Genomic DNA, 23,261 nt, shown 5'->3' on the forward strand with positions numbered 1-23,261 from the left:
ATAGAGTAAATAAGTGGTTAAGTGTGCCACTCGAGTTACAGAAAAGAATGTGAGGGTATGAAAATGATTAATAATATTAGGATGAAGAAAGTCCTGACGGGGCTTCTGGTGGCTATGGTGGCATTTTGTATGATGCCGACTATGTCATATGCCGCAGGATGGGGAGCTACGGAGACCGGTGATTCAACCAAGGTGGGTTACAAGTTTCTAGGCGGTAATTTTAATTCGTCTATGTGTGAGGGCAACCGTTTCGCTTTACAGGATTATACTATTGGACATATCACATCACTGGGGGGATCCCTGAAAGATGTGAGACATGTAAACAAAGTTACAGTCTATGATGATAAGACTGGATTTAGCTTAAATACCAGTGGAGCATATGATGGCCAAGGCATGAAATTCATCCCTGCAGGTGATAATGTGTATTATATCCAGTTGGCTGACGGTGGGTATCTGAAGCGTACAGGAAAACCGGGAACTCTTGGAGTTACTACTACTACCAGTGAATCTGAGGCCACTCAGTGGCAGTTTACCTATGTGTCGGGAGAATATCATTACTGGTTGATCAGAGAAAATACTGCAGAATTCAATGCTTATCTTGGCACAGCAGAGGATGGACAGGGCGGATATTACATGGATTGCTGGAAGGATAAGAGAAACTGCTGCAAAATGTATATAAACATCAGAAGCGTGGATATGAGTTCAGACGGTGTATTAAATATGTATTATAATGGCGGCACGACACCATGGTATCATCACTACACAGCAGAGGAGATAGAAGCTCGCGAAGATACATACTCCTGCTCTTATGATCCTGATAAGCTGAATTTTTCACCACGGCCTGTAAGCAAGTTTGTGAAGGTTGTCGGATATAATGATGCTAATGGCGGAGTTACCAAGACGGTCGAGCATTTTGGAAACGGGGAAATGCAAGTGGTATATCGTTATACCCTTGAGGATATATACACAGGAAAGAAGGCAAATAAAAGGTTCAGCGTGTGCTTAACTGAGCATATCTGGGATGATGGCGTGATTACCAGACAACCTACATGCACAGATGAAGGCATCAAGGTTTATACTTGCGAAAAATACTCAGAAGATTTAAAGAGCCAAACGAAATTAAGCGATAAAAATTGCCTTGGACAGAAGGTTGAATCAATACCGGCCTTGGGCCACAGCTGGGGTAAGACTACTTATGAGTGGTCGTCAGATAACAGTAAATGCACAGCAACCCGTAAATGCACGAGAGATCCAGATCACGTTGAAACAGAGACTGTAAATACTACCAGAGCTGTGACGACTGAGCCTACATTCGAATCGGCTGGAATAATCACATATACGGCTACATTTAAGAACTCCGCATTCGGAACTCAGACCAAGGATGTGACCACTGAAAAAATCGGTCATGACTGGGGCGATGCAACATATGAGTGGTCAGCAGATTATACGACCTGCACTGCCAAATGCGTGTGCAAGAACGATCCGACTCATGTTCACACGAAAATTGTGAATACCACTAAGACGGTAGTGGTACCACCTTCTGCAGGAGTATCGGGCAGTGGCAGAGCAACGGCTGAATTTGATGATCCACTATTTGAAAATCAGTCAACCGATTATCTGATTGCAGCAGAGCCTATAACGCCGGTAGATCCGACTGAACCGGGAACCGGCGGGGCAACAGATCCGACGAACCCAACGGATCCGAGCACACCGACTGAACCGGGAACCGGCGGGGCAACAGATCCGACGAACCCAACGGATCCGAGCCCACCGACCGAACCTGGAACCGGTACCGGCGGCGATACAGACACTCCTGAGGATAATCAGACTGCAGATACAGATGTAGATACTGATACTGGTAACACTGGCAGCGGTGAAGCCACAGGCACAGATAAAGACAAAGCCACAGCCGTTGACACCAATGCAGATACTGAAGGCGTTAACACCGGAGATATGAGCAGCATAACAGGATGGCTAATAGCACTGATGATTGGAACTTTGGGAGCGTTAGGAACTTTCGTATGGGCCATAAGATACAGGAAAACATCTAAGTAATTAAAACGATTACATAATAATCACTAATATATTGCAGCGGCGGCCTCGTGATGAGGCCGCTGTTACGTTGTGCCGGGCAGCACATATTTGTGTGTAAATTCATTAGACGAATCGATCGGTTTCTGTCGGGCACTTAGGCGATATTGACTGTTGCCTCAGGACTGGGGTGATATATGGCTGGTTGCCCGACAGTATGCGGTGGCCTGTATAAATCCACTTGAATTGTAACGATAAATGCGTTACAATAGTTATATAGGAGGTGTTTGCTATGAGTAAAACAGCAACTTTAAACTTAAGGGTCAATCCGAATGTTAAGGAGCGTGCGGAAGATGTCTTGTCGAGGCTGGGTATTCCGATGTCGACAGCTATTGACATATACCTGAATCAGATTTCATTAACGGGTGGGATTCCGTTTGAAGTGACATTACCAAAGGCCCCGGATGAGATCAATGCTGATTATATGTCGGATGATCAACTTCATGAGAAACTTCAACGGGGTTATGATGACATAGCATGTGGAAGAGTACATGATGCAGGTGAAGCGTTTGCAGAATTCTGGGAGAACCATAAGGATGAATAACTATATCGTCACGATTACAGATGAGGCACTAGCGGATATGGAAAGCCTATATAATTATATAAGACTTTCGCTGAGTTCTCCTGCTAATGCGATTGGCCAATACAACCGCATTGCAAATGCCATAATGAAATTGGATACTTTTCCGGAACGTTTTCGTATTATGGATTCGGAGCCTGAACGTTCCAAGGAAATGCGGAGAATGTTGATAGACAATTATTCGGTCTTCTATGTTGTACAAAGGAACAGAGTAATAGTAACAGATGTGCTATATAGCGCTTCTAATATTGAAAAAAGATTAATAAGATAATATCGGATAGGTAATTGTTAACTTTCAACAAAGATGGAAACAGGGAGAACCATAAGGATGACAAGTAAGAATTCTAAAAGTACTAAAGGCCGCATAATTTCATCGGCCTGGGAATTATTCTATGAACAGGGTTACGACGCAACTACGGTAGACGAGATCGTGGAACTGTCTGAGACATCCAAGGGCTCATTCTACCATTATTTCAAAGGAAAGGATGCTCTTCTGGGTTCCCTGTCCTTCGTTTTCGATGAGAAATATGATGAGTTGAAGACCCGCCTGGATCCGGCTGACGACTTCATCGACCAGCTCATGTTTCTCAACCACGAGCTCTTCGTAATGATCGAGGACTCCATTTCCGTGGATCTGCTGTCCAGGCTTTTCGCCGCCCAGCTCCTGAATAAAAGCGACAGCAACCTTCTGGATCAGGATCGCACATATTATAAAATCATCCGGGCCATCGTCAAGAATGGCCTCGCAAAGGGTGACCTGCGTGATGATGTTTCTGTCAACGAGATCTGCAAGGCCTATGCTGTCATGGAGCGAGGCATGATGTACGACTGGTGCATCTGCAGCGGCAGTTACTCCCTGGCTCAGTATTCGAACCGCGTTCTGCGGGAATTCTTGGAAAACTACAGGCTGACGTAGGATGTTTTTATTTTAGTTCAGTTTTTAGTCTAATAATGTATCACTGAGAAAAACATTAAAAATTCAAGTAAAAACCACAATCATGAAAATTAATATAAACTTTAGTCCAGACTAAAGTTCGTATTCCAGTCTACAAGTTATTATGGTATCATTATCAATGTTGTATGTTAAATAATATAATTGATATAAATGAAAGGATACTGTAATATGGATTCATCACAGATAGGAATACTTATTTCAATGGTCGCCTACATGGCCCTGATGCTGGGCATAGGCATATATTTTGCGCGGAAAAACGAGAACGTTGGAGATTATTATCTCGGCGGCAGGAGGCTGGGACCTTTGGTCACGGCCATGAGCGCCGAAGCTTCGGACATGAGCAGCTGGCTTCTTATGGGACTGCCGGGAGTGGCGTATCTCAGCGGTGTAGCCGACGCGGCCTGGACAGCCATCGGTCTTGCGGCAGGCACATATATCAACTGGCTCGTAGTTGCAAGACGCATCAGGACATACTCCCACGAACTGGACGCCATCACCGTGCCGGAGTATTTCTCCAAGCGTTACCACGACAAGAAGAATATACTGAACTGCATCGCGGCCTTGATAATAATCGTCTTCTTCATACCATACACGGCCTCGGGATTTGCCGCCTGCGGCAAGCTCTTTGCGAGCCTTTTCGGAGCCGATTACTTCTGGGCCATGATCATCAGCGCCGCCGTCATCGTTGCGTACACATCCCTTGGCGGATTTCTGGCAGCCAGCACCACTGACCTGATCCAGAGCATCGTCATGACTGTAGCCCTGGTTGTGATCCTGAGTTTCGGCATATACACTGCCGGAGGGTGGGACGCAGTCGTTGCAAACTCACAGGCACTACCTGGGTATATCAGCTTTAACAAAACCTTTGACCCGGCATCAGGCACGGCCGATAAGTATGGCATCATAACCATAGTTTCGACACTGGCCTGGGGTCTTGGCTATTTCGGAATGCCTCACATCCTCCTGAGATTCATGGCTATCGAGGATCGCGAGAAACTGAAGCTTTCCAGAAGGATAGCGACTACCTGGGTAGTGATATAACTGGCAGTAGCTATAGTGATCGGAATCGTCGGATACAGTGTGACCAAGGCAGGTGCTATCGAGCCTCTTACAGGCTCCGGATCGGAGACTATAATAGTAAGACTGGCAGGACTTCTCGGTGAAAATGGATTCGCAGTGGCCCTTCTGGCAGGCGTAGTTCTGGCAGGAATACTGGCGGCGACAATGTCCACATCGGACTCACAGCTCCTTGCTGCTTCATCCAGCTTTTCACAGAATATAATCAGGGACTTCCTGCATATAAATATCAGCGAAAAGACGGCTATGAAGCTGGCCAAGAGCACGGTTCTCATCATAGCAATCATTGCGGTCATCTTCGCATCAGACCCGAACAGTTCGGTATTCCAGATAGTATCCTTTGCATGGGCAGGCTTCGGCGCAACCTTCGGACCGGTCATGCTCCTGTCGCTTTTCTGGAGACGCTCTAACAAAAACGGCGCTATCGCCGGCATGGCCGTAGGAGCTGTAATGATCTTTGTATGGAAGTACATCGTCAGACCTTTGGGAGGTGCCTGGGATATTTATGAACTTTTGCCGGCCTTCCTCATAGCTCTGGCAGTCAACGTCATTGTCAGCCTGGCATCCAAGTCGGACCCGGCCGTAGAACAGGAATACGACGACTATAAACGCTCCTTGCAGCGAGACTAAAGCAAGCAGATGGCGGCGATGGATCTATCCACCGCCGTTTTTTTGTGCCCGATGCTGCGAGTTGCCGGAAGTGTCATTGACAATTAGGCAACTGCCATAGACCTAGGGACTTCACTGTGTTATCTTAAAGTTACCCAAAAGGGAAAGAATGCGATTTGATCATATTGAGTACAGTGAGTTAAAGAAAAGGAGATGGTAATTATGAGAATGAAAGCAGGAAAAACTACTAAAGCATTGACATTGATACTGGCGCTGGCAGTGTGCATAGCCATGAGCGCAGCTTTCGTACCTACGGACTATTCATACGGAGCAAGTATCGGGAAGGTGTCCAAGCTTTCTGCGACTATAGCCAACGCGCAGGTGAGTCTGTCATGGTCTAAGGCCAGCAACGCCAAGAAATATCAGGTCTATACTTCTACATCGGCTAAGGGCAAATATACTCGCCTTAAGACAGTATCGACAAAGAGCTGTAAATTTGATACGGATTTTGGACTGCACTATTTTAAGGTACGCGGAATAAACAGTTCCGGAAGCGCCAAGGGCGCATTCAGTTCTCCTAAACCGGTTTATGCAATGCTGGGGATATGCGAGTTATATAAGTCATTCTTTATGGGATCGACTATCATCCAGGTAGGACTAATAAACGGCAGTGCGGAATATCCGACCACCCATGGCATATCTGTAATGGGTATGAAGTCTGTCAATTCGCCATATTACTGGAAAATATTCGTTTGTGACAAAAGCACGGGCAAGGTCGTCAAGTCGTATAAGGCACTTCACTGCAACGCTATGGCAACTGTCCTGAATTCTACATACATAGGTAAAAACACCAGCGCATCGGTAATGTGTGAGACTGTAGTTGGAACAGCTATACCGTCGGCTTACCTGAACACAGACAATTACGAACTCGTAGTAAGGGCATCCATTGCTCCTTCCAAGAATTACAAGAAGGGAATGGCCTTCTATGTATATTGCAGTTCAGATTTAGCCGGTACTGATGGTGAAAGGTGGCGTTAGTAATAGAAGGTGTTGTAAATAGATATAATAAAACCGGGGAAAAGCAAAACCCCCGGTTTTTTGATGAAAATAATCCTTGACAATAGATATTAATGTGATATCATAATGATATCAAAAGAAAATATGGAGGTTAGTATTATGGAAGAGAAAATTTTAACGACGAAGAAGATGGGAATGGTAGCATTGATCGCAGTCATACTGGTATATTTAGTAGCTGGCGCCGGCTTTGCAGCCTGCATAATAATGTTGAAAGCCAGCGTTATGGCGTACCTTATAGAGGGTATCTGCATGGTATGGCTTTGCGCAGGATGGCTGCTTCTGTTTGGGCTGAAGGTGCTCAAACCGCAGGAAGCACTGGTTCTCACTTTGTTCGGAAAGTATGTTGGGACTATCAGGGGTGAAGGCTTTTACTATGTCAATCCGTTTTGTGTAGGCGTTAACCCTGCAGCCAAGACCAAGCTCAGCCAGAGCGGCGACACGGACAGCGGCGGCAAGATGTCATTGTTCAAGACGAAAGACAGCAGCGAAACAGCGGAGCTGACAAGCAAGAAGATCTCTTTGAAGGTCATGACTCTCAATAACAGCAAGCAGAAGATCAACGACTGCCTCGGCAATCCTGTGGAGATCGGCATTGCCGTTATGTGGGAAGTCACGGACACGGCCAAGGCTGTATTCAACGTTGACAACTACAAGGAATACCTGTCACTGCAGTGCGACAGCGCTCTGCGGAATATCGTCAGGAACTACCCTTACGATACGGCACCCAATGTTGATACTACAGGCGACGGCCAGGCAGACGAAGGCAGCTTGAGAGGCTCCAGCGAAGTGGTAGCCGAGAGGATCAAGGACGAGATCCAGAGCAAGGTCAACGACGCCGGCATCAGAGTCATCGACGCCAGGATCACATATCTTGCATACGCCACAGAGATCGCCGCAGCCATGCTTCAGAGACAGCAGGCGGCAGCCATCGTAGACGCCAGATCCATGATCGTAGAAGGCGCAGTGGGAATGGTGGAAATGGCCTTGACCAGACTCAGCGAAAACGATATAGTAGAGTTAGACGAAGAGAGAAAGGCCGCTATGGTTTCCAACCTTATGGTTGTTCTCTGCGGAAATCACGAGGCTCAGCCAATAGTAAACGCCGGAAGCCTATACTAAGGTGCAATTATGGAAAAGAAGCAGATACCTTTGCGGGTCTCGGAAAAACTGTATAAGGAAATCGCAGCCTGGGCGGACGACGACTTCAGGTCAATAAACGGACAGATAGAGTATCTTTTGTCCGAGTGCGTCAGGCAGCGTAAGAAGGATGGCAAATACGTCGGTCAGGAGATCGACGTGCCGCCGGACTTCAACATTAAGTGATGTTTAAGGGAGATACGATAATGCATTCATCCGACCACACCCAAAGAGCGAGACTGATATTCATGATCGCCATTTTTACGACGATCATGAGTCAGATCCGCCTGGATCTATATAACGAGAACTTCATAGTTTCCCTGGGGCCAATATGTATCCCTTTGTTTATTTATCTGTTTGATAAGGTCGATATTATTCCCACGGCCGTCGTGTCGGCGGCATTCATCTACGGAGTGCGGCTGTTGATACACATAATACAAAACGGAAGCGTCAGCGGCGCGGAATCGCTATATCTGCCGGAAGCAGGCTTTTATGTCCTTCTGGGGATTTTTTTGTATATATTCGATCAGCTCATCAGCCACAGACGTAAGCTCTACGTGTACATCCCCGGCATCATGGTCATAGATTACCTTTGTAATAATCTGGAACTTTTCATGCGCATACAGCTGGACTCGACGAATTTCCACTTTCAGTGGATGCTAATTGCCATTGCCGGCGCCAGAGGACTGGTGCTGCTGATTTTGTTGCTGTCTCTAGACCGCTACCGGATCCTGCTTTTCACCAAGACTCACGCCCAGCGCTATTCACGGCTGATAATGCTCATGTCCAAGCTCAGCGGCGAGGTCATCTGGATGAATAAGAACATGGGTCAGATCGAGGATACCATGTCCAAGTCGTATAAGCTCTATGATTCGCTTCTTGAAGAGGGCGATGAGGAGCGAGCCAAGGCTGCGTTGGATGTGGCTAAGGATGTCCACGAGATCAAGAAGGAGTACCGACTCATCGGTCAGGGCCTTTCGGAGTCTATTACTGGCGAGATCAACGATCAGATGGAGGTGACGGAGCTTTTCACGATTCTGGTCCAGTCCATTCAGACGGAAATCGCGCCTTCCGGTCAGCGGCTCTTAGTGGGCTTCGACTTGGCGGACCGGTTGTATATGAAGGACCCTTACTGGTTCCTGTCGGTTTTCCGCAACCTGATTGGAAACGCCCTGGAGGCTTCGGCGCCTGATGTCTGCACGGTTCAGATAACCGAGCATATAGAAGATGAATCTGTAGTTTTCTCGGTTTCAGATAACGGACCCGGCGTCGACGCAGAGTATGCCCCACACATTTTCGAGCCGCGTTTTTCAACAAAAATCGACTACGAAACGGGCGCGGTCAACCGCGGTCTGGGCCTGCCTATTGTCAAAGGTATTATTGAGGAGAATCTCGGCGGGTCGGTGTGTCTGGCTCCTTCGGATCACGGGGCGCGTTTTCTGGTTTCTGTGCCGGTTGATAAGGTGGAGGTACTGTCATGACTAAGTTTTTCCTGATAGATGATGACGATGCAGTCATCCAGATATTGAAGATAATAATCCGCGACAAAAATCTGGGCGTGGTATGCGGTTCGTCGGAGTCTGCGGCGGCAGCGCTGGAATTGCTGCCTGGGGCCGGGCCCGATATTGTTATAGTGGATCTTCTCATGCCGGACATGGACGGCATTACCTTCGTTGGCCGTGCCAAACCTCTTATGACAGACACGCTGTTTGTAATGTTGTCTCAGGTTTCGTCTAAGGATATGATTTCTAAGGCTTACGATGCCGGCATCGAGTTCTTCATTCAGAAGCCTATCAATGGCGTCGAGGTAAATAATGTTCTCGAGCGCGTAATCCGTGTACAAAAACTGGAGCGGACTATGAGTTCTGTCCAGTCATTGTTTTCAGAGGGCGGCGGGGATGGCGGGGCTGCGGTTGGCACGCCAGTACGGGATTCCACCGCATCGGAATTGGATACTCAGACTGCCCCAGCAGCAACCTCCGAGTATCGCGCCAGATTGTGCCGGGTCTTCCAGTCCCTTGGAATCAGCGGCGAGCGCGGCAGCGATGAGCTGACGGAAGTGGTCTGTTATTTCTGCCAGCACCGAGATGAACTGAGCGACGCCAAGCTCAGTGATATCTGCAGTAAGTTCTCTGATTCTCCCAAATCCATGGAACAGCGTCTGCGCCGCACGGCGGCTTCGGGCCTTTCCAATGTGGCCAGTATCGGTCTCGATGACTACGGCAACGAGACTTTCGAGCGGTACGCCGCCAGCCTGTTCAAGTTTGAACAGGTCCGTCGGGAAATGGATTATCTGAAAGGGAATTCTGCCCAGCACGGAAATGTGCAGATCAAGAAGTTCATAATAGCTTTGGTCAACGAGTGCATGGACTAAGCGGTGTGGGTGTTTGCCACTGGCAGGCTTGCCTGCCTGGACGAAGGTGATGGTGCTTGGATGAGGGTGATGCTGCCTAGACGAAGGTGGTGGTGCGCGCACCTCTATTAATTATTTGGAGGCTATAAGTGCGCTCGCGCAAGGATCGGGCTCAAAAAGGCCTTCGTGTGGCGAGGCAGTCTTTCTGCATCGTGTTTCGCGCAAGGATCGGGCTCAAAACAGTCTCGGTGTGGCGCGCCCGTTATTTCCACACGGGCTACGCGCAAGAATTGCCTTAATAATGGTTATAATGTGGCGTATACAGGCTTCCAGGACTGCAATTCCAATGGCTGCACGCCACAATGTATTCGGAATTTCCATGATTCTTGCGTCTGCCACTATCGAAATCTGGCTACGCGCCACAGTGCCTCTGAAATTTCCATGATTCTTGCGTTTGCTATCGTAGAAAATCGATAGCGCGCCACACAGTCTATCATTTCAGGTCAATTCTTGCGCGCAGTGTCGGCGGTACGCCGCCAGTTTGTTAAAGCTAGCTTTGACTTATTTTTTTAAAAATAATGGTTAATAAGCCCATGATCCATATGAACAGATATCCTATCAAATAGTTTAAAGAGATGGACGAATTTAGTATGTAAAAGCCACCTAATAAAGAAATAAGTATATAAGAGCAAAATTCATGTGTCTCTGATATTTGGGGAAAAAGTGTATAGGGCATGAATATGGCTGAATAAGTGAAAATAATCATCAATAGAATCATTAAAAAATTCTTAAAAATTTCCGAGCCGCCAATAAAATAGGAGCTGCGATCATAATGATAAGCAGCTCCCTCTTTTAACAGTTATGAGATCTTCCGCAAAGGAAGTACTTTGTTATCTTCGTATATCTGTTCTTCGACTATTTCTACCGGGTGTTTACGCTGGTACTGGCGATACATTACGAATCCGAACATTATCACTCCCAGATAGCCGCTCAGCGGATAGATGGAATTGACCAGCACCTTGAAATCCGTCATGCCCAGGATCAGACCGATCACCGTCAGGCCGAAAGCCATGGCCACGAACTTTTTTGTGCCATCATTGGCAAACTGACGAACCACGCCCCAGAGCATTGGCACCGTCGTAGTGTAAATGCCGCAGCAGATTATCACGGAGAAAATGACGCCGAAGACCGGGCTGAACTCCTGAGCGATGACCAGGGTCGGGACGGCCTTTGTGTACAGACCGCCGATGTTAGCCACGATGCCCAGATTCATTATCATTACCGCCAGGCCGAAGAGGACGCCGCCGATAGTACCGCCAAGGCGAGCTTCTCGGGCACTGTTGGCACTTTTGCCGATGCTCGATGCCAGAATGACTACGACGACCGCATTGAAGGCCGGGTAGAGAATGCCTGAGACCAGCCAGCCACCCTGAGTCTTAGTCATTTCCAGAGTCGGGATCAGGGCCAGGGAAGCGGAGAGATTGCTTGCGTTGGCCACAAGGCTGTAGATGCCGATGCCGACTGCGAATATGATTATCACTGTGCCCAGGGTGCCGAGAATGTCTGTGACTTTGGTCAGGCCAAGGATCACCGTGAAGAACGCCAGAAGAGCCATGCCTACGCGGCCGACCATAGGGTTCAGGCCGAAGTACTCTGACAAAGTGGCGCCTGCTCCTGCGATCATTATGACGAAGACTCCGTAAAGGAAGACCTGCAGAATGATCTGGAACAGCTTGCCGAAGCGCTGTCCGAAGTAATAGGGGATAATGTCGCCGGGTTCGCGGAGCTGCTGCTCATAGCCATGTTTCATGAACATGCCGCCGACCCAGGCGAATATCACTGTGGTAATGGCAGTTCCGGCGATGCCCATAACTCCGTATGCGGAGAAAAACTGCATGATTTCCTGACCGGTGGCAAAACCCGATCCAATGGCGCATGCTACGAAGGCGCCGGAGAATTTTAATATATTGCCTATGCTTACTTTCTCTTTCATTTTTCTAAACCTCGATTCGAATAATATCATTTAGAATTATCTGACTTTTCATAATAATACCCTGCGGGATTCAACAGGTTTCAAAAAGTAACAAAAAGTAATGAAAAATTTTCAGAAAATAACGATAATGTGCCGTGGCGGGACTGGTTTTACGGGCTGTGACAGGGTATAATCAAACCATGAAAACAAAATTTGAAAAGAAAAACACCGCGGTCAGGGTTTGGATGCTGGCGGCTGCGGTAATACTAATGCTTGCGGTGGTCTAGGCCACTGGAGTTTACGGTGCCACGGGAGCGGGCAATGAGGACAAGGCCAGCGTCACGACCGGCACAGGCACGGCCGGCGCAGGCCAGGTCTCCATTATGTTTACCAGCGACATGCATTCCCATCTGGACGCTGACAACGGCATAGGCGGAGCAGCCAAGCTTAAGACCGCGATTGATAAGATCCGGGCCGAGTACCCGGGATCCTTCCTCTTTGACGGCGGCGACTTTTCTATGGGCACCGCCTATCAGACCATAGCTACCCGGGAAGCATCGGAGCTGCGGGTCATGGGTGCTATCGGTTACGATGCCACTACCTTGGGGAACCACGAGTTCGATTACGGCGCCACGGGTCTTGCGAAGATTCTGCAGGCCGCTAAGAATTCAGGAGACAAGACGCCTGCGATCCTTCTTTCCAACATCAACTGGAATAAGACTTTGGCCAGCAAGAGCCTGAAAAATGACGCGACTGTTTTGAAGAAGGCCTTTGCAGATTATGGCGTTGAAGAGGACTACACCATAATTGAGAAGAACGGTGTACGCATTGCTGTTTTCGGCGTAGATGGTCACGAGTCCATAGAGGACGCTCCTGCCAGCGGCGTCAAGTGGACTGATTATGTAACAAAGGCGAAAAAGGTCGTAAAAGAGATCAAGAAGGATGGAAAGGCTGATATGATCGTCTGTCTTTCTCACAGCGGCGTATACCTCAGCGCCGGTGATAAGGCTGAGGACATAATCTTGGCTAAGGAAGTTCCTGATATCGACGTGATCATCAGCGGCCACGCCCACACATCCTTGTCAGAACCTATAGTCGAAGGTCACACATACATAGTGTCGCCGGGCTGCTACGCACAGAAATTAGGTCATATAGTACTGAAGAAAAGCGGCAGCCGCTATAAGATGGTCAGTTACAAGCTCGTGGAACTTGACAGCAAGGTCAAGGGGGACAGTTCCATAAATAAGCTATTGGCAGGCTTCCGGTCTAAGGCAGACAGCGAATATTTCAGCAAGTTCGGTCTCGAGTGGGAACAAAAATTAGTCTACAATCCATACAAATACCCCGATGCCAGCAATATCAACATCGGCCGCGGCGAGGAGCCCTTCGGCGATCTGCTGACGGATTCGTATATCTACGCTTTGCGCCACAGCGGAAATTCTAAATATGAGAATGTCCAGGTAGCCATTGCACCGGCAGGCGGCATCAGAGGCACTTTCAACAAAGGCTACGTGACTGCGTCGGACTGCTATAACGTGGAGTCTCTGGGCACGGGCAGCGACGGCATCTCCGGCTTTCCGCTGGTGAATATGTACTTGACGGGCAAAGAACTGAAAGCCGTAGCCGAGGTGGATTCGTCTGTGGCAGACATTATGCCTATAGCGAGACTCAACTGCAGTGGCCTTTGTTATAGCTACAGCACCCACAGGATGTTCCTGAACCGGACCGTAGATCATCAGATCGATAATGCCGACGGCACCAGAGAGAATCTGCATGACGACAAGCTCTACAGTTGCGTTACGGATATGTATACCTGTAGAATGATCAGCGCGACTCTGGAGTATTCCAAAGGGCTGATTTCCATCGTGCCGAAGGACAGCGAGGACAATAAGGTCACTGATTTCAACAAGGAAGTGGTCACCAGCGGCGGCAAAGAGGTGAAGGCCTGGTACGCGCTGGCTTCCTACGTGGGATCATTCAAGGACGGCAAGATCCCGGCATATTATTCCAGGACCCATGACCGTAAGGTCGACGTGACCAACTGGAATCCGTGGACGATATTCAAGGAACCGAACAAGTTCGGCCTGGTGGCTGATGCAACGGTTGCGCTGGTGATACTGGTAATCGTGCTGATCGTATGGAAGGTCAGGCGCAGAACGAGGAGGAACGGACGATGATAGTGAAGATAGATTTGAAGAAAGACGCGACTGTAATGGAACAGTTGCAAAAGGCAGGCGTTGATGTGCCTTCGGACTGCGGCGGCCGCGGTATGTGCGGTAAGTGCCGGGTACGCTTTCTTGATGATGCCCCGGAGCCGACGAAGGCTGAGAAGAATATTATTGCAAAAGGCAGGCTGGACGCGGGTTGGCGGCTGGCGTGCTCCTGCTACTACAGCGGCCAAGCGGAACTGGAAATACAGGAACATTGAACTGCGCCGACCAAGGGGCTATAATATGTACTAAGATGGGAAGTGAAAGTATGAAATTAAAAATGACTGAAAAGGAAGCTGATACCGAAGATCGGCGACAAGCTGGCCTACGTGCCGGTCATGGCTTCTCTCCTGCGCAGCTATGTGAAGAAGGAGTACACCACCGTACCCGTTGGAACGATCATAGCCATTACCAGCGCACTGCTCTACTTCGTATCGCCTATTGACGTTATACCCGATGCCATTCCCGGCGCAGGCTATATAGATGACGCCGCAGTGGCGCTTCTCTGCTGGAACATAGTCGGCGACGACGTGAAGAAGTATGAGAAATGGCGGAAAGACAACGGCAAGGAGATAGAGGGAGAGTAGAATGCTTTAATTGCAATAATTCTGAAAACTGTTGTCTAAAGTCATTTATAGGAGTATAGTTAAACATAGCGGTTACATATGTGTTATTCGTTATACTACTTGGCCAATAAAAAACCCCGCATATTGTGCGAGGTAAAATCCACATCTATGTGGGCCCCAAGGGGCGATTAGAAAAATTCTTTATTTGAACCTTGTAGTGCAATCTCATATGGTAGCCATTTGAGATAAGTACATCATAGTATCAATAACCTGTTTTGTCAAGATATTTTGAGAAAGGAAATGAAAATGGAAGAAAAGTATTATCTGGGTTTGGATATAGGAACTAACTCAGTAGGATGGGCTGTCACTGACGAAGAATACAATTTATGCAAATTTCGTAAGAAAGATATGTGGGGTATAAGGTTATTTGAAGACGCTGAGACCGCAGCGGATAGACGTATGAAACGAACTGCCAGGAGACGTTTGCAAAGGAGAAATCAGAGGATAGATCTTTTGCAGGAATTATTTGCAGAAGAGATAGTTAAAGTTGATCCTACGTTTTTTATTAGACTGAATGAAAGCAGATTGCATTTAGAAGATAAAACTATTAAAGAGAAACATCCACTGTTTATAGGGAGTGATTATTCGGATATAGAATATTATAGCGAATACCCTACTATATATCATTTGCGCAAGGAATTAATTGAGAGCAAGGACAGCCATGATATTAGGTTGGTATATCTTGCACTACACCATATACTGAAGAATAGAGGCCATTTTTTAATAGATGGTGATTTGAGTGCTGCCAAGAGTTTTGATAGTACATTTAGCAATATGCTGGGAATCATCAAAGATGAGATTGGCGTTGATATTTACTCAAATGAAGGTGATATGAAGGAATGCGAGCGCGTGTTAAAGAGTCGCGACATACCTAAGAGTACTAAAGTAAAGATGCTACGTAAGCATATGGAAATATCTGAGGAAGGTAAAGACAAGGCACAGATAAAGAGAGAAGAAGCAGTGATTTCTAATGCGTGCAAGTTTATAGTGGGACTCACAGGTGATGTGAGCAAATTCTTTGATGAAGGCATGGACGAATTAGAAAAAACCTCATTTAAAATATCAGATGCTGCATATGATGAAACTATCAGGGATGAACTAGAGAAGGTGCTTCCTGAGAAAGTGATTGTTATGGATTCAATGAAAGCGGTTTATGATTGGAGCGTTTTAGTTGAGATTCTTGGAGATGAAAAATACTTGTCGTTTGCTAAAGTCAACCAGTATGAGGAGCATAAACAGAACCTTGCTGAGCTTAGAAGATTGGTTATTAAGTACTGTGATAGCAAAGCATATAAGACGTTCTTTAACGATGATAAGGGCCCATCAAATTACGCAAATTATATCGGCAGCGTAAAAAAGAATGGGAAAAAGTATGTCGCAAAGCGTTGTAGCCAGGAAGACTTTTACAAGACGTTGAAGAAATTGTTAGCAGGCATGAAAGTGGATACGGAAGACGAATCTGTTTATGAATCTCTCGTTGACGGTGCAGAAAAGCAGACATTGTTACCATTGCAGCGTAGCAAGGATAATGGCGTGGTTCCCAGACAGGTTCATGAAGTAGAACTTAAGAAGATTTTAGACAATGCAAAGGTATACTTGGATTTCCTTGATACTCAAGATGAGTCAGACATATCTGTGGCTGACAAGGTGCTGTCTATTTTTAAATTCAGAGTTCCTTATTATGTAGGACCTCTTAGCGACAGACATAAAGAAGAGGGATCTAATTCATGGATAGTTAGAAAAGATACGGGGAAAATCTATCCGTGGAATTTTGACGATAAAGTCGATAGAGAAAAATCAAATGAAGAGTTTATTAATAGGATGACCAACAAATGCACATACATTTATGGCGCAGATGTCATTCCAAAAAATTCTCTGCTATATTCCAAATATATGGTACTGAATGAGTTGAATAATGTCAAGGTATGGGGCAAGCCAATAACTGTGGAGATGAAACAGGATATATTTAATGATTTGTTTATGAAGCACAGCAGAGTGACTGGGACTATGTTGCTTAGGTATATAAAAGCAAAGACTCAATTTGCGGATTTGAAAGCGGAAGATCTAAGCGGCTTTGATAAAGACTTTAAAGCATCAATGAGACCATATCTTGAATTTGAAAATAAGGTTTTTGGTGACAGATTAAATAATAATAAGATAAGTAATATTGCGGAAGACTGCGTAAAGTGGGCTACGATTTATGGTGATGACAAAACCATGCTGGCAAATGTGATCAAGCAGGAGTATGGTAATGACTTGTCTGAGGAAGAAATAAAGGCGATTTGCAAATTAAGGTTTAGTGGCTGGGGTAATTTTTCAAAAGAATTTCTCTGCGGAGTTGAAGGCGTAGATAAAGAAGTTGCTACTGGAGAAATGATGACAATTATGCAGGCATTGTGGAATACAAACTGCAATTTGATGCAGGTACTGAGTAAGCGCTTTACATTCAGAGATGAAATTAATAACCTAAATGGTGAGAGAATCGGTAAAATCACAGAAATAAGCTACGATGCCCTTGTCAAAGATATGTATATATCGCCGGCGAATAAGCGAGCAGTCTGGCAGTGTATTTTGATTGCGGAAGAAGTCAAGAAGATAATGAAACATCCGCCTGAGAGGATATTTGTAGAGATGGCCAGAGGCGAAGATAAGAATAAAGACAGGACAAATAAGAATAAGAACAGAACTGTTTCCCGAAAACAGCATTTGCTGGATTTGTATGCTGGTTGTGACAAGGATGTTCGCGAGTGGACAGAAGAAATCGATAGCAAGGATGAGAGAGACTTCAACAGCAAGAAGTTGTACTTGTATTATACGCAAATGGGCAGATGTATGTACACGAGAGAGCCTATTGATCTCGATGCCTTGATGTCTAATAACTCTAAATGGGATCGCGATCATATTTATCCGCAGTCTAGAATAAAGGATGATAGCTTGGACAATCTTGTTTTGGTTAATAAAACAAACAATGCAAAGAAGAGCAATGAAATGCTATCAGGTGATATACAGAAGAAAATGACGCCATTTTGGAAAGAACTGCTAGATGCAAAGTTCATATCAAAGAAGAAATATGACAGGTTAACACGTAAGGGTGATTTTACCGATGACGAACTTGCCGGCTTTATCAATAGACAACTAGTTGAGACTAGGCAGGCGTCTAAAGCAGTAGCTGACCTTTTGGATAGGATATATGAGGATACTAAAATAGTTTATGTTAAAGCTTCGTTGGCTTCGGATTTCAGAAAGACTCCTTTGAAGGTGTTGAAATCAAGGCTTATAAATGATTACCATCATGCAAAGGATGCGTACTTGAATATCGTAGTTGGAAACGTGTACGATGCAAAGTTCAACTCTAATGCTCTCAATTGGATCAAAGAAAATAGAGGTAGCAATTATAGTATCAATGCTATTTTCTATTTCGATGTTTATAGGGGAAAGCAGTGCGTGTGGAAAGCTCCAATGAAGGATGAAAACAAGAAGGCGATGAAAAACGAGCATGGCGAAATTACTACAGGAACTATTGATAAAATCAGAAAAATAGTTAGGCAGGATAATGTTCTATATACGGAATACACGTATTGCGCAAAAGGCAAACTATTTGAGGAAACTATAGCTAAGAAAACTGGTAATGCCAGAATAAGGCTAAAGAAGGGCTTGGAAATAAGCAAATACGGAGGGTATACTAGCGCTAACACATCGTATTTCGCTGAAATTGAATTTGATGGGAAGAAAGGAAAACGTGTTAAGAATATCATAGGTGTTCCGATTTACATTGCTAATACACTTGATCAGAATCGGGATGCTTTCTTGGATTACTGCAAGAACTTGAAGGGCTTATCGAATGTCAAAATATTACGTGAATGCATAAAGAAAAATTCGTTGCTGATAATTGACGGATTCCCTATGAGAATAACTGGAGAAAACGAATATGTTGATAAGTTTAAGGGGAATATGCAATTAAAAATGGATGAACATAACACTGAATCTATTAGATTGATAGAAAAGTATTTCGATAAAAAGTTAGGATTAGAGATGAGTGAGAAATATGACGGGTTATCAAAGGCGGATACACTCATGTTATATGATGCAATTATTGACAAACTGAAATGCGGTATTTACGCGGATCGGCCAGCAAACCAAGCCAATGAGTTACTTAAACAAAGAGAAATTTTTAGAAAACTGAATTTGACGGATGAAGCCAAACTATTGAAAGAAATAATTGGTTTTCTTCGATGTGATAGCAAGACTACTGCTGATATGAGCATTATTGGTAGTGGTACTACGCCTGGAGGTATAGCTATAAATAAAAACACAGTTGGAAAAAGCACAATAATATTTGTGAATCAATCTGTTACTGGATTATATGAAAATAGGGCGGAACTATAAATGAGTTGGCGTACTGTAGTTATAACGGGTAGTGCCAAACTGGATTTTAAAATGGATTATTTAGTAGTAAGAAAACAGGAAGGCACTAATAGGATACATCTCAGCGAGATCGGCTTACTTATGGTAGAGTCTACCGCAATTTCTCTGACAACTGCACTATTAAGTGAACTTGTGAAACACAAGGTTAAGGTCGTTTTTTGCGATGAGAAGCATAATCCACAGTCGGAATTATTACCATATTATGGGAGCCATGATACCAGTGTCAAAGTTAAACGTCAAACTAATTGGGAAGAAGAAATTAAGAAATCCGTATGGACAGAAATCGTGACAGAAAAAATACGAGATCAAAGACACCATTTAGAAGAGCGTGGTAATACTGTGCAAGCCGAGATGCTTGCACAGTATATAAGAGAATTGAAATTTGGAGATGAAACAAACAGAGAAGGACATGCAGCGAAAGTGTATTTTAATTCTTTGTTTGGAATGGATTTCACAAGAAGTGAGGATAATCCAATTAATGCTGCATTGAATTATGGATATGGATTATTATTATCATATTTTAACCGTGAGGTAGTGGCCAATGGATATATAACACAATTGGGATTATTTCATGATAATATGTTCAACCAATTTAACTTGGCTTCGGATTTGATGGAACCGTTCAGAATAATTGTGGATAGAAAAGTAATTGGAATGACCAATGAAACTTTTGAGCATTCTGAGAAGCTTGAATTGATATTCATGATGAACGATGAAGTTCAGATAGACGGCAAATGGAATACTATCAGCAATGCTATCAAAATATATTGTAGGAGCATATTCGATGCGCTTAATGAAAATGATATTTCGTTGATTAGGTTTTACAAATATGAGTTTTAGATTTATGAGAATAATAGTGATGTTTGATTTACCGGTGGAAACGCTGGAAAACAAGAGAGAATACAGGCGATTCAGGAAGTTCTTGATTAAAAAGGGATTCCTCATGATGCAGGAGAGTATCTACTGCAAGTTGGCACTTAATCAAACTATGGCTGGTTTGATAGCAAATTCTGTAAAAGAGAACAAACCTTCTGAGGGACTGGTTCAAATGATGCTTATAACAGAGAAGCAATATGCGCGTATGGAATATGTTGTAGGAGAGTGTCAGAGTCAGGTAATAGATTCGGATGACAGAGTGGTGATCTTATGAATTTGGTATACTATGATGTGGGGACTTCGTTTGAGGTAAAAAGAGGCGTAATCAACCTGCTGACTATTGAATCTAAACAGCTGTTTGATTCCACCGCGACATTGCTTGACAAACAAATTATAGGAGAATCCCAAGATAATATTGCATTTGTTGACAACGGAGATAGCGGCTATGTAGATTTCAAAAAGCGCTGCGAGTTAATATCTTCACCATATGATTTGAAGTACAATATGAGAGATTTGCAAAAAAAGTTGTTGGCTGAATTGTGCGAGGAAGTTGCCTTACAGGGATATGATGATAAAATTGCAGAGGCTTACGGAACAATAATATCATATATAAGTGAGATGCAAGTAAAAAGTGATTATAATCTTGATTTTGATGAACAGAAAGGTATGTCGGATATTTTAAAATATTTCGATGTCCATGTAAAAACTCCCGAAGGGAGTTTTGCTGAAAAGCTGATCGAATATGGTTCTTCTATAAATAGACTGTTAGGACGGGATGTATTTATTTTACTAAACTGTGATGCATATATTAGTGAAGCTGATTATAAGTATATTTCTGAATGGATATTGTATGAGGACGTATATTTGGTAGTTGTGGAAAATAAGCAATTGCAGTTGAAACAGGATTATAATGGATGTATAATAGACAAGGATTTATGTGAGATACACTAGTGATATCATATGAGGTGCAAATCTGGTAGTGCGGTTTTACTCTTGAATTTGAGGTTTGAGAGTAGTGCAATCTCATATGGTAGCTGAACAATTTACATTAACCCAAAATGGTACCTTGGGTTTGAGAGTAGTGCAATCTCATATGGTAGCTGAACCTATTGTTTCATAACAGTAACTTGTGTTTTGTTTGAGAGTAGTGCAATCTCATATGGTAGCTGAACTGTAAACTATTCTAATAGAAAGGGAATATCGTTTGAGAGTAGTGCAATCTCATATGGTAGCTGAACATTCGGATTTATCACTAAACTGCTCTATTGGTTTGAGAGTAGTGCAATCTCATATGGTAGCTGAACATGTTCTTCCACATATCATAGATGGTTCTTGTTTGAGAGTAGTGCAATCTCATATGGTAGCTGAACGTTTTCGTTATTTCTTCCGCTCCGTCTGGTGTTTGAGAGTAGTGCAATCTCATATGGTAGCTGAACTTGTGTGTCGGCAGTTCCTTATGATACTGCGTTTGAGAGTAGTGCAATCTCATATGGTAGCTGAACACCCGGCAAGTATGGACGTGTACAGTGTGGGTTTGAGAGTAGTGCAATCTCATATGGTAGCTGAACTCGGCCGTGCTCTGATAGTTCTGCAAATCTGTTTGAGAGTAGTGCAATCTCATATGGTAGCTGAACCGGTAGCCCAGACTGCGGTTGCACATACGGGTTTGAGAGTAGTGCAATCTCATATGGTAGCTGAACTTCCATGTTTCATTCACTGTAGCAAGGTCGGTTTGAGAGTAGTGCAATCTCATATGGTAGCTGAACTAACAATTGTATTGATATGCGAGCCATATCGTTTGAGAGTAGTGCAATCTCATATGGTAGCTGAACCCTTTTTTGGGTAAACATACAAACATATATGTTTGAGAGTAGTGCAATCTCATATGGTAGCTGAACCTATCCCGTCAAGGTATTCATTAAGCAACTGTTTGAGAGTAGTGCAATCTCATATGGTAGCTGAACCTGAAAGAGTTACTTAATAAACACTGTCTGGTTTGAGAGTAGTGCAATCTCATATGGTAGCTGAACCTGTCTGCCGCAGTAACTGATGTAAAAAGCGTTTGAGAGTAGTGCAATCTCATATGGTAGCTGAACCTAAACGAAAGAAAAGACCAGCTCTTTCTCCGTTTGAGAGTAGTGCAATCTCATATGGTAGCTGAACCATCACTTGCGATACTGTCTATTTCGTCCTGTTTGAGAGTAGTGCAATCTCATATGGTAGCTGAACCGGAGTGGCTTGAACAGGAAGCGGAAAAACGTTTGAGAGTAGTGCAATCTCATATGGTAGCTGAACTGCGGCTGATGATTTGAACACTCTGTCGCAGTTTGAGAGTAGTGCAATCTCATATGGTAGCTGAACAATTTTGCGTCTGTTGGAACATCAGAATTTGTTTGAGAGTAGTGCAATCTCATATGGTAGCTGAACTATCAAAATGATGAAAGCGTACTTGAAAGAGTTTGAGAGTAGTGCAATCTCATATGGTAGCTGAACTGATGCCTGCAAGTCTGTGATGCCCGGCTCGTTTGAGAGTAGTGCAATCTCATATGGTAGCTGAACAAGGTAATGGCACATTGTGCGAATTAGACCGTTTGAGAGTAGTGCAATCTCATATGGTAGCTGAACGTATGGTTATTATAGTACGCCGTCAACGCGGTTTGAGAGTAGTGCAATCTCATATGGTAGCTGAACCTACGTAAGTGGTAAACCACATGTACCTGTTCAAACCCACCTGAATCTGAGATAATACAAGTATCAAAAACTTTAGTTGAAGTTTTTGCAACTTGCGAAAGGTGGTATGAACGATGGACACACAGGTAGTAAAACAGAATGTACAAATGTCTCAATGGGCGGGAATAATCCAGGATAGGATTACTTCAGGGAAAACGATCACTGAGTATTGTGATTTGCATGGTATCACAAGGACTAAATACTACTATTGGCTCCGAAAACTAAGAAAGTCAGCCATAGATAACAATCCTACTGCATTTGCTGAGCTGACTCCACCGAAGGACGAAGCTAAATCAATTACGACTGGACCACGCATTGACTACAATGCTCAGGTGGAACTTTATGTAGCAGGCGTACGCATTGTTATCAACGAGTCTACACCAAGAGATTTGTTGAAGATGGTGTTGGAGGTGGTTTCCGATGCTGAATGATGCGCATGGCCTGGACCATGTATATATCGCCTGCGGATATACTGATCTGAGGAAAGGCATAGATTCACTCGCAGCAATAGTCATGACGGATTTCCATCTGGATCCATTTGCA

At 44.6% G+C, this 23,261-nt stretch carries 19 protein-coding genes, 1 pseudogene and 1 CRISPR repeat array; of the genes and pseudogenes, 19 read left to right on the forward strand and 1 reads right to left on the reverse strand.

Annotated elements, in window-relative coordinates; translation table 11 throughout:
• Nucleotides 1-63 precede the first annotated feature (63 nt).
• The 10 genes and pseudogenes from EV211_RS07145 to EV211_RS07190 all read left to right on the forward strand — a co-directional run bounded on the left by EV211_RS07145 (nt 64) and on the right by EV211_RS07190 (nt 9,900).
• Nucleotides 64-2,055, forward strand: a complete 1,992-nt coding sequence (locus EV211_RS07145) for a hypothetical protein (RefSeq protein ID WP_133528745.1) — start codon at nt 64-66, stop codon at nt 2,053-2,055.
• 268 nt (nt 2,056-2,323) lie between these two features.
• Complete coding sequence (locus tag EV211_RS07150) at nt 2,324-2,635, forward strand: type II toxin-antitoxin system RelB/DinJ family antitoxin (RefSeq protein ID WP_133528746.1); 312 nt, start codon at nt 2,324-2,326, stop codon at nt 2,633-2,635.
• Nucleotides 2,628-2,942, forward strand: a complete 315-nt coding sequence (locus EV211_RS07155; RefSeq protein ID WP_133528747.1) for a type II toxin-antitoxin system RelE/ParE family toxin — start codon at nt 2,628-2,630, stop codon at nt 2,940-2,942. Before EV211_RS07150 ends, EV211_RS07155 begins: the two co-directional genes overlap by 8 nt.
• A gap of 57 nt (nt 2,943-2,999) precedes the next feature.
• Nucleotides 3,000-3,587 carry a TetR/AcrR family transcriptional regulator gene (locus EV211_RS07160; RefSeq protein WP_133528748.1) on the forward strand — a complete coding sequence of 196 codons (588 nt, stop codon included), beginning with the start codon at nt 3,000-3,002 and terminating at the stop codon, nt 3,585-3,587.
• 261 nt (nt 3,588-3,848) lie between these two features.
• Nucleotides 3,849-5,333, forward strand: a pseudogene (locus EV211_RS07165) (sodium/proline symporter).
• Nucleotides 5,334-5,534: 201 nt separating this feature from the next.
• On the forward strand, nt 5,535-6,350 hold the full coding sequence (locus tag EV211_RS07170) for a fibronectin type III domain-containing protein (protein WP_133528749.1): 816 nt from the start codon (nt 5,535-5,537) through the stop codon (nt 6,348-6,350).
• A 138-nt stretch (nt 6,351-6,488) separates the two neighbouring features.
• The gene (locus EV211_RS07175) at nt 6,489-7,508 is read left to right on the forward strand and encodes an SPFH domain-containing protein (RefSeq protein WP_133528750.1); all 1,020 of its coding nucleotides are present in this window, start codon (nt 6,489-6,491) and stop codon (nt 7,506-7,508) included.
• Between the two features lie 9 nt (nt 7,509-7,517).
• Nucleotides 7,518-7,712, forward strand: coding sequence for a PTS ascorbate transporter subunit IIC (locus EV211_RS07180; RefSeq protein WP_133528751.1), 195 nt, complete (start codon nt 7,518-7,520; stop codon nt 7,710-7,712).
• A gap of 20 nt (nt 7,713-7,732) precedes the next feature.
• On the forward strand, nt 7,733-9,007 hold the full coding sequence (locus tag EV211_RS07185; protein WP_166635402.1) for a sensor histidine kinase: 1,275 nt from the start codon (nt 7,733-7,735) through the stop codon (nt 9,005-9,007).
• Nucleotides 9,004-9,900, forward strand: coding sequence for a response regulator (locus tag EV211_RS07190; protein ID WP_133528753.1), 897 nt, complete (start codon nt 9,004-9,006; stop codon nt 9,898-9,900). Before EV211_RS07185 ends, EV211_RS07190 begins: the two co-directional genes overlap by 4 nt.
• Before the next feature lie 838 nt (nt 9,901-10,738).
• Here the strand turns inward: EV211_RS07190 and EV211_RS07195 are convergent.
• Nucleotides 10,739-11,872: a YkvI family membrane protein gene (locus EV211_RS07195; protein ID WP_133528754.1), complete on the reverse strand. Its 1,134-nt coding sequence runs from the start codon at nt 11,870-11,872 to the stop codon at nt 10,739-10,741.
• A 362-nt stretch (nt 11,873-12,234) separates the two neighbouring features.
• Between EV211_RS07195 and EV211_RS07200 the strand changes: the two genes are divergently transcribed.
• The 9 genes from EV211_RS07200 to tnpB form a co-directional block, all read left to right on the forward strand.
• Nucleotides 12,235-14,028, forward strand: coding sequence for a bifunctional metallophosphatase/5'-nucleotidase (locus EV211_RS07200; protein WP_133528755.1), 1,794 nt, complete (start codon nt 12,235-12,237; stop codon nt 14,026-14,028).
• A complete protein-coding gene (locus tag EV211_RS07205) occupies nt 14,025-14,279 on the forward strand; it encodes a 2Fe-2S iron-sulfur cluster-binding protein (RefSeq protein WP_166635403.1) in 255 nt (84 codons plus the stop codon). Before EV211_RS07200 ends, EV211_RS07205 begins: the two co-directional genes overlap by 4 nt.
• 120 nt (nt 14,280-14,399) lie before the next feature.
• The gene (locus EV211_RS07210; protein ID WP_133528757.1) at nt 14,400-14,648 is read left to right on the forward strand and encodes a YkvA family protein; all 249 of its coding nucleotides are present in this window, start codon (nt 14,400-14,402) and stop codon (nt 14,646-14,648) included.
• Nucleotides 14,649-14,927: 279 nt separating this feature from the next.
• Nucleotides 14,928-19,073 (forward strand): type II CRISPR RNA-guided endonuclease Cas9, encoded by a 4,146-nt coding sequence (gene cas9 / locus EV211_RS07215; RefSeq protein WP_133528758.1) that lies wholly within the window; start codon nt 14,928-14,930, stop codon nt 19,071-19,073.
• Nucleotides 19,074-19,952 carry a type II CRISPR-associated endonuclease Cas1 gene (cas1, locus tag EV211_RS07220; protein ID WP_133528759.1) on the forward strand — a complete coding sequence of 293 codons (879 nt, stop codon included), beginning with the start codon at nt 19,074-19,076 and terminating at the stop codon, nt 19,950-19,952.
• 4 nt (nt 19,953-19,956) lie between these two features.
• A complete protein-coding gene (gene cas2, locus EV211_RS07225; protein WP_133528760.1) occupies nt 19,957-20,262 on the forward strand; it encodes a CRISPR-associated endonuclease Cas2 in 306 nt (101 codons plus the stop codon).
• Nucleotides 20,259-20,939: a type II-A CRISPR-associated protein Csn2 gene (csn2, locus tag EV211_RS07230; RefSeq protein ID WP_133528761.1), complete on the forward strand. Its 681-nt coding sequence runs from the start codon at nt 20,259-20,261 to the stop codon at nt 20,937-20,939. The genes cas2 and csn2 overlap by 4 nt, the downstream gene beginning before the upstream one ends.
• A 53-nt stretch (nt 20,940-20,992) precedes the next feature.
• A CRISPR array of direct repeats spans nt 20,993-22,679; the repeat unit is 36 nt; unit sequence GTTTGAGAGTAGTGCAATCTCATATGGTAGCTGAAC.
• 113 nt (nt 22,680-22,792) lie between these two features.
• Complete coding sequence (gene tnpA, locus EV211_RS07235) at nt 22,793-23,149, forward strand: IS66 family insertion sequence element accessory protein TnpA (protein WP_133528762.1); 357 nt, start codon at nt 22,793-22,795, stop codon at nt 23,147-23,149.
• Nucleotides 23,139-23,261: IS66 family insertion sequence element accessory protein TnpB (gene tnpB, locus EV211_RS11165; protein ID WP_166635405.1), on the forward strand; the 123-nt coding region annotated here is incomplete at its 3' end. The genes tnpA and tnpB, both read left to right, overlap by 11 nt.

Origin of the sequence: Aminicella lysinilytica (genome assembly GCF_004362975.1) — a bacterium.
Lineage (GTDB): Bacteria > Bacillota > Clostridia > Peptostreptococcales > Anaerovoracaceae > Aminicella > Aminicella lysinilytica.

Bases quoted from the DNA above. Each gene is read 5' to 3' on its own strand.
- EV211_RS07185 (WP_166635402.1), top strand. From the start codon at position 7,733: ATGCATTCATCCGACCACACCCAAAGAGCGAGACTGATATTCATGATC.
- tnpA (WP_133528762.1), top strand. From the start codon at position 22,793: ATGGACACACAGGTAGTAAAACAGAATGTACAAATGTCTCAATGGGCG.
- csn2 (WP_133528761.1), top strand. From the start codon at position 20,259: ATGAATTTGGTATACTATGATGTGGGGACTTCGTTTGAGGTAAAAAGA.
- EV211_RS07170 (WP_133528749.1), top strand. From the start codon at position 5,535: ATGAGAATGAAAGCAGGAAAAACTACTAAAGCATTGACATTGATACTG.
- EV211_RS07200 (WP_133528755.1), top strand. From the start codon at position 12,235: ATGTTTACCAGCGACATGCATTCCCATCTGGACGCTGACAACGGCATA.
- EV211_RS07145 (WP_133528745.1), top strand. From the start codon at position 64: ATGATTAATAATATTAGGATGAAGAAAGTCCTGACGGGGCTTCTGGTG.
- EV211_RS07190 (WP_133528753.1), top strand. From the start codon at position 9,004: ATGACTAAGTTTTTCCTGATAGATGATGACGATGCAGTCATCCAGATA.
- EV211_RS07210 (WP_133528757.1), top strand. From the start codon at position 14,400: ATGGCTTCTCTCCTGCGCAGCTATGTGAAGAAGGAGTACACCACCGTA.
- EV211_RS07195 (WP_133528754.1), bottom strand. From the start codon at position 11,872: ATGAAAGAGAAAGTAAGCATAGGCAATATATTAAAATTCTCCGGCGCC.
- EV211_RS07155 (WP_133528747.1), top strand. From the start codon at position 2,628: ATGAATAACTATATCGTCACGATTACAGATGAGGCACTAGCGGATATG.
- EV211_RS07180 (WP_133528751.1), top strand. From the start codon at position 7,518: ATGGAAAAGAAGCAGATACCTTTGCGGGTCTCGGAAAAACTGTATAAG.
- EV211_RS07205 (WP_166635403.1), top strand. From the start codon at position 14,025: ATGATAGTGAAGATAGATTTGAAGAAAGACGCGACTGTAATGGAACAG.
- EV211_RS07150 (WP_133528746.1), top strand. From the start codon at position 2,324: ATGAGTAAAACAGCAACTTTAAACTTAAGGGTCAATCCGAATGTTAAG.
- EV211_RS07160 (WP_133528748.1), top strand. From the start codon at position 3,000: ATGACAAGTAAGAATTCTAAAAGTACTAAAGGCCGCATAATTTCATCG.
- cas1 (WP_133528759.1), top strand. From the start codon at position 19,074: ATGAGTTGGCGTACTGTAGTTATAACGGGTAGTGCCAAACTGGATTTT.
- cas9 (WP_133528758.1), top strand. From the start codon at position 14,928: ATGAAAATGGAAGAAAAGTATTATCTGGGTTTGGATATAGGAACTAAC.
- cas2 (WP_133528760.1), top strand. From the start codon at position 19,957: ATGAGAATAATAGTGATGTTTGATTTACCGGTGGAAACGCTGGAAAAC.
- EV211_RS07175 (WP_133528750.1), top strand. From the start codon at position 6,489: ATGGAAGAGAAAATTTTAACGACGAAGAAGATGGGAATGGTAGCATTG.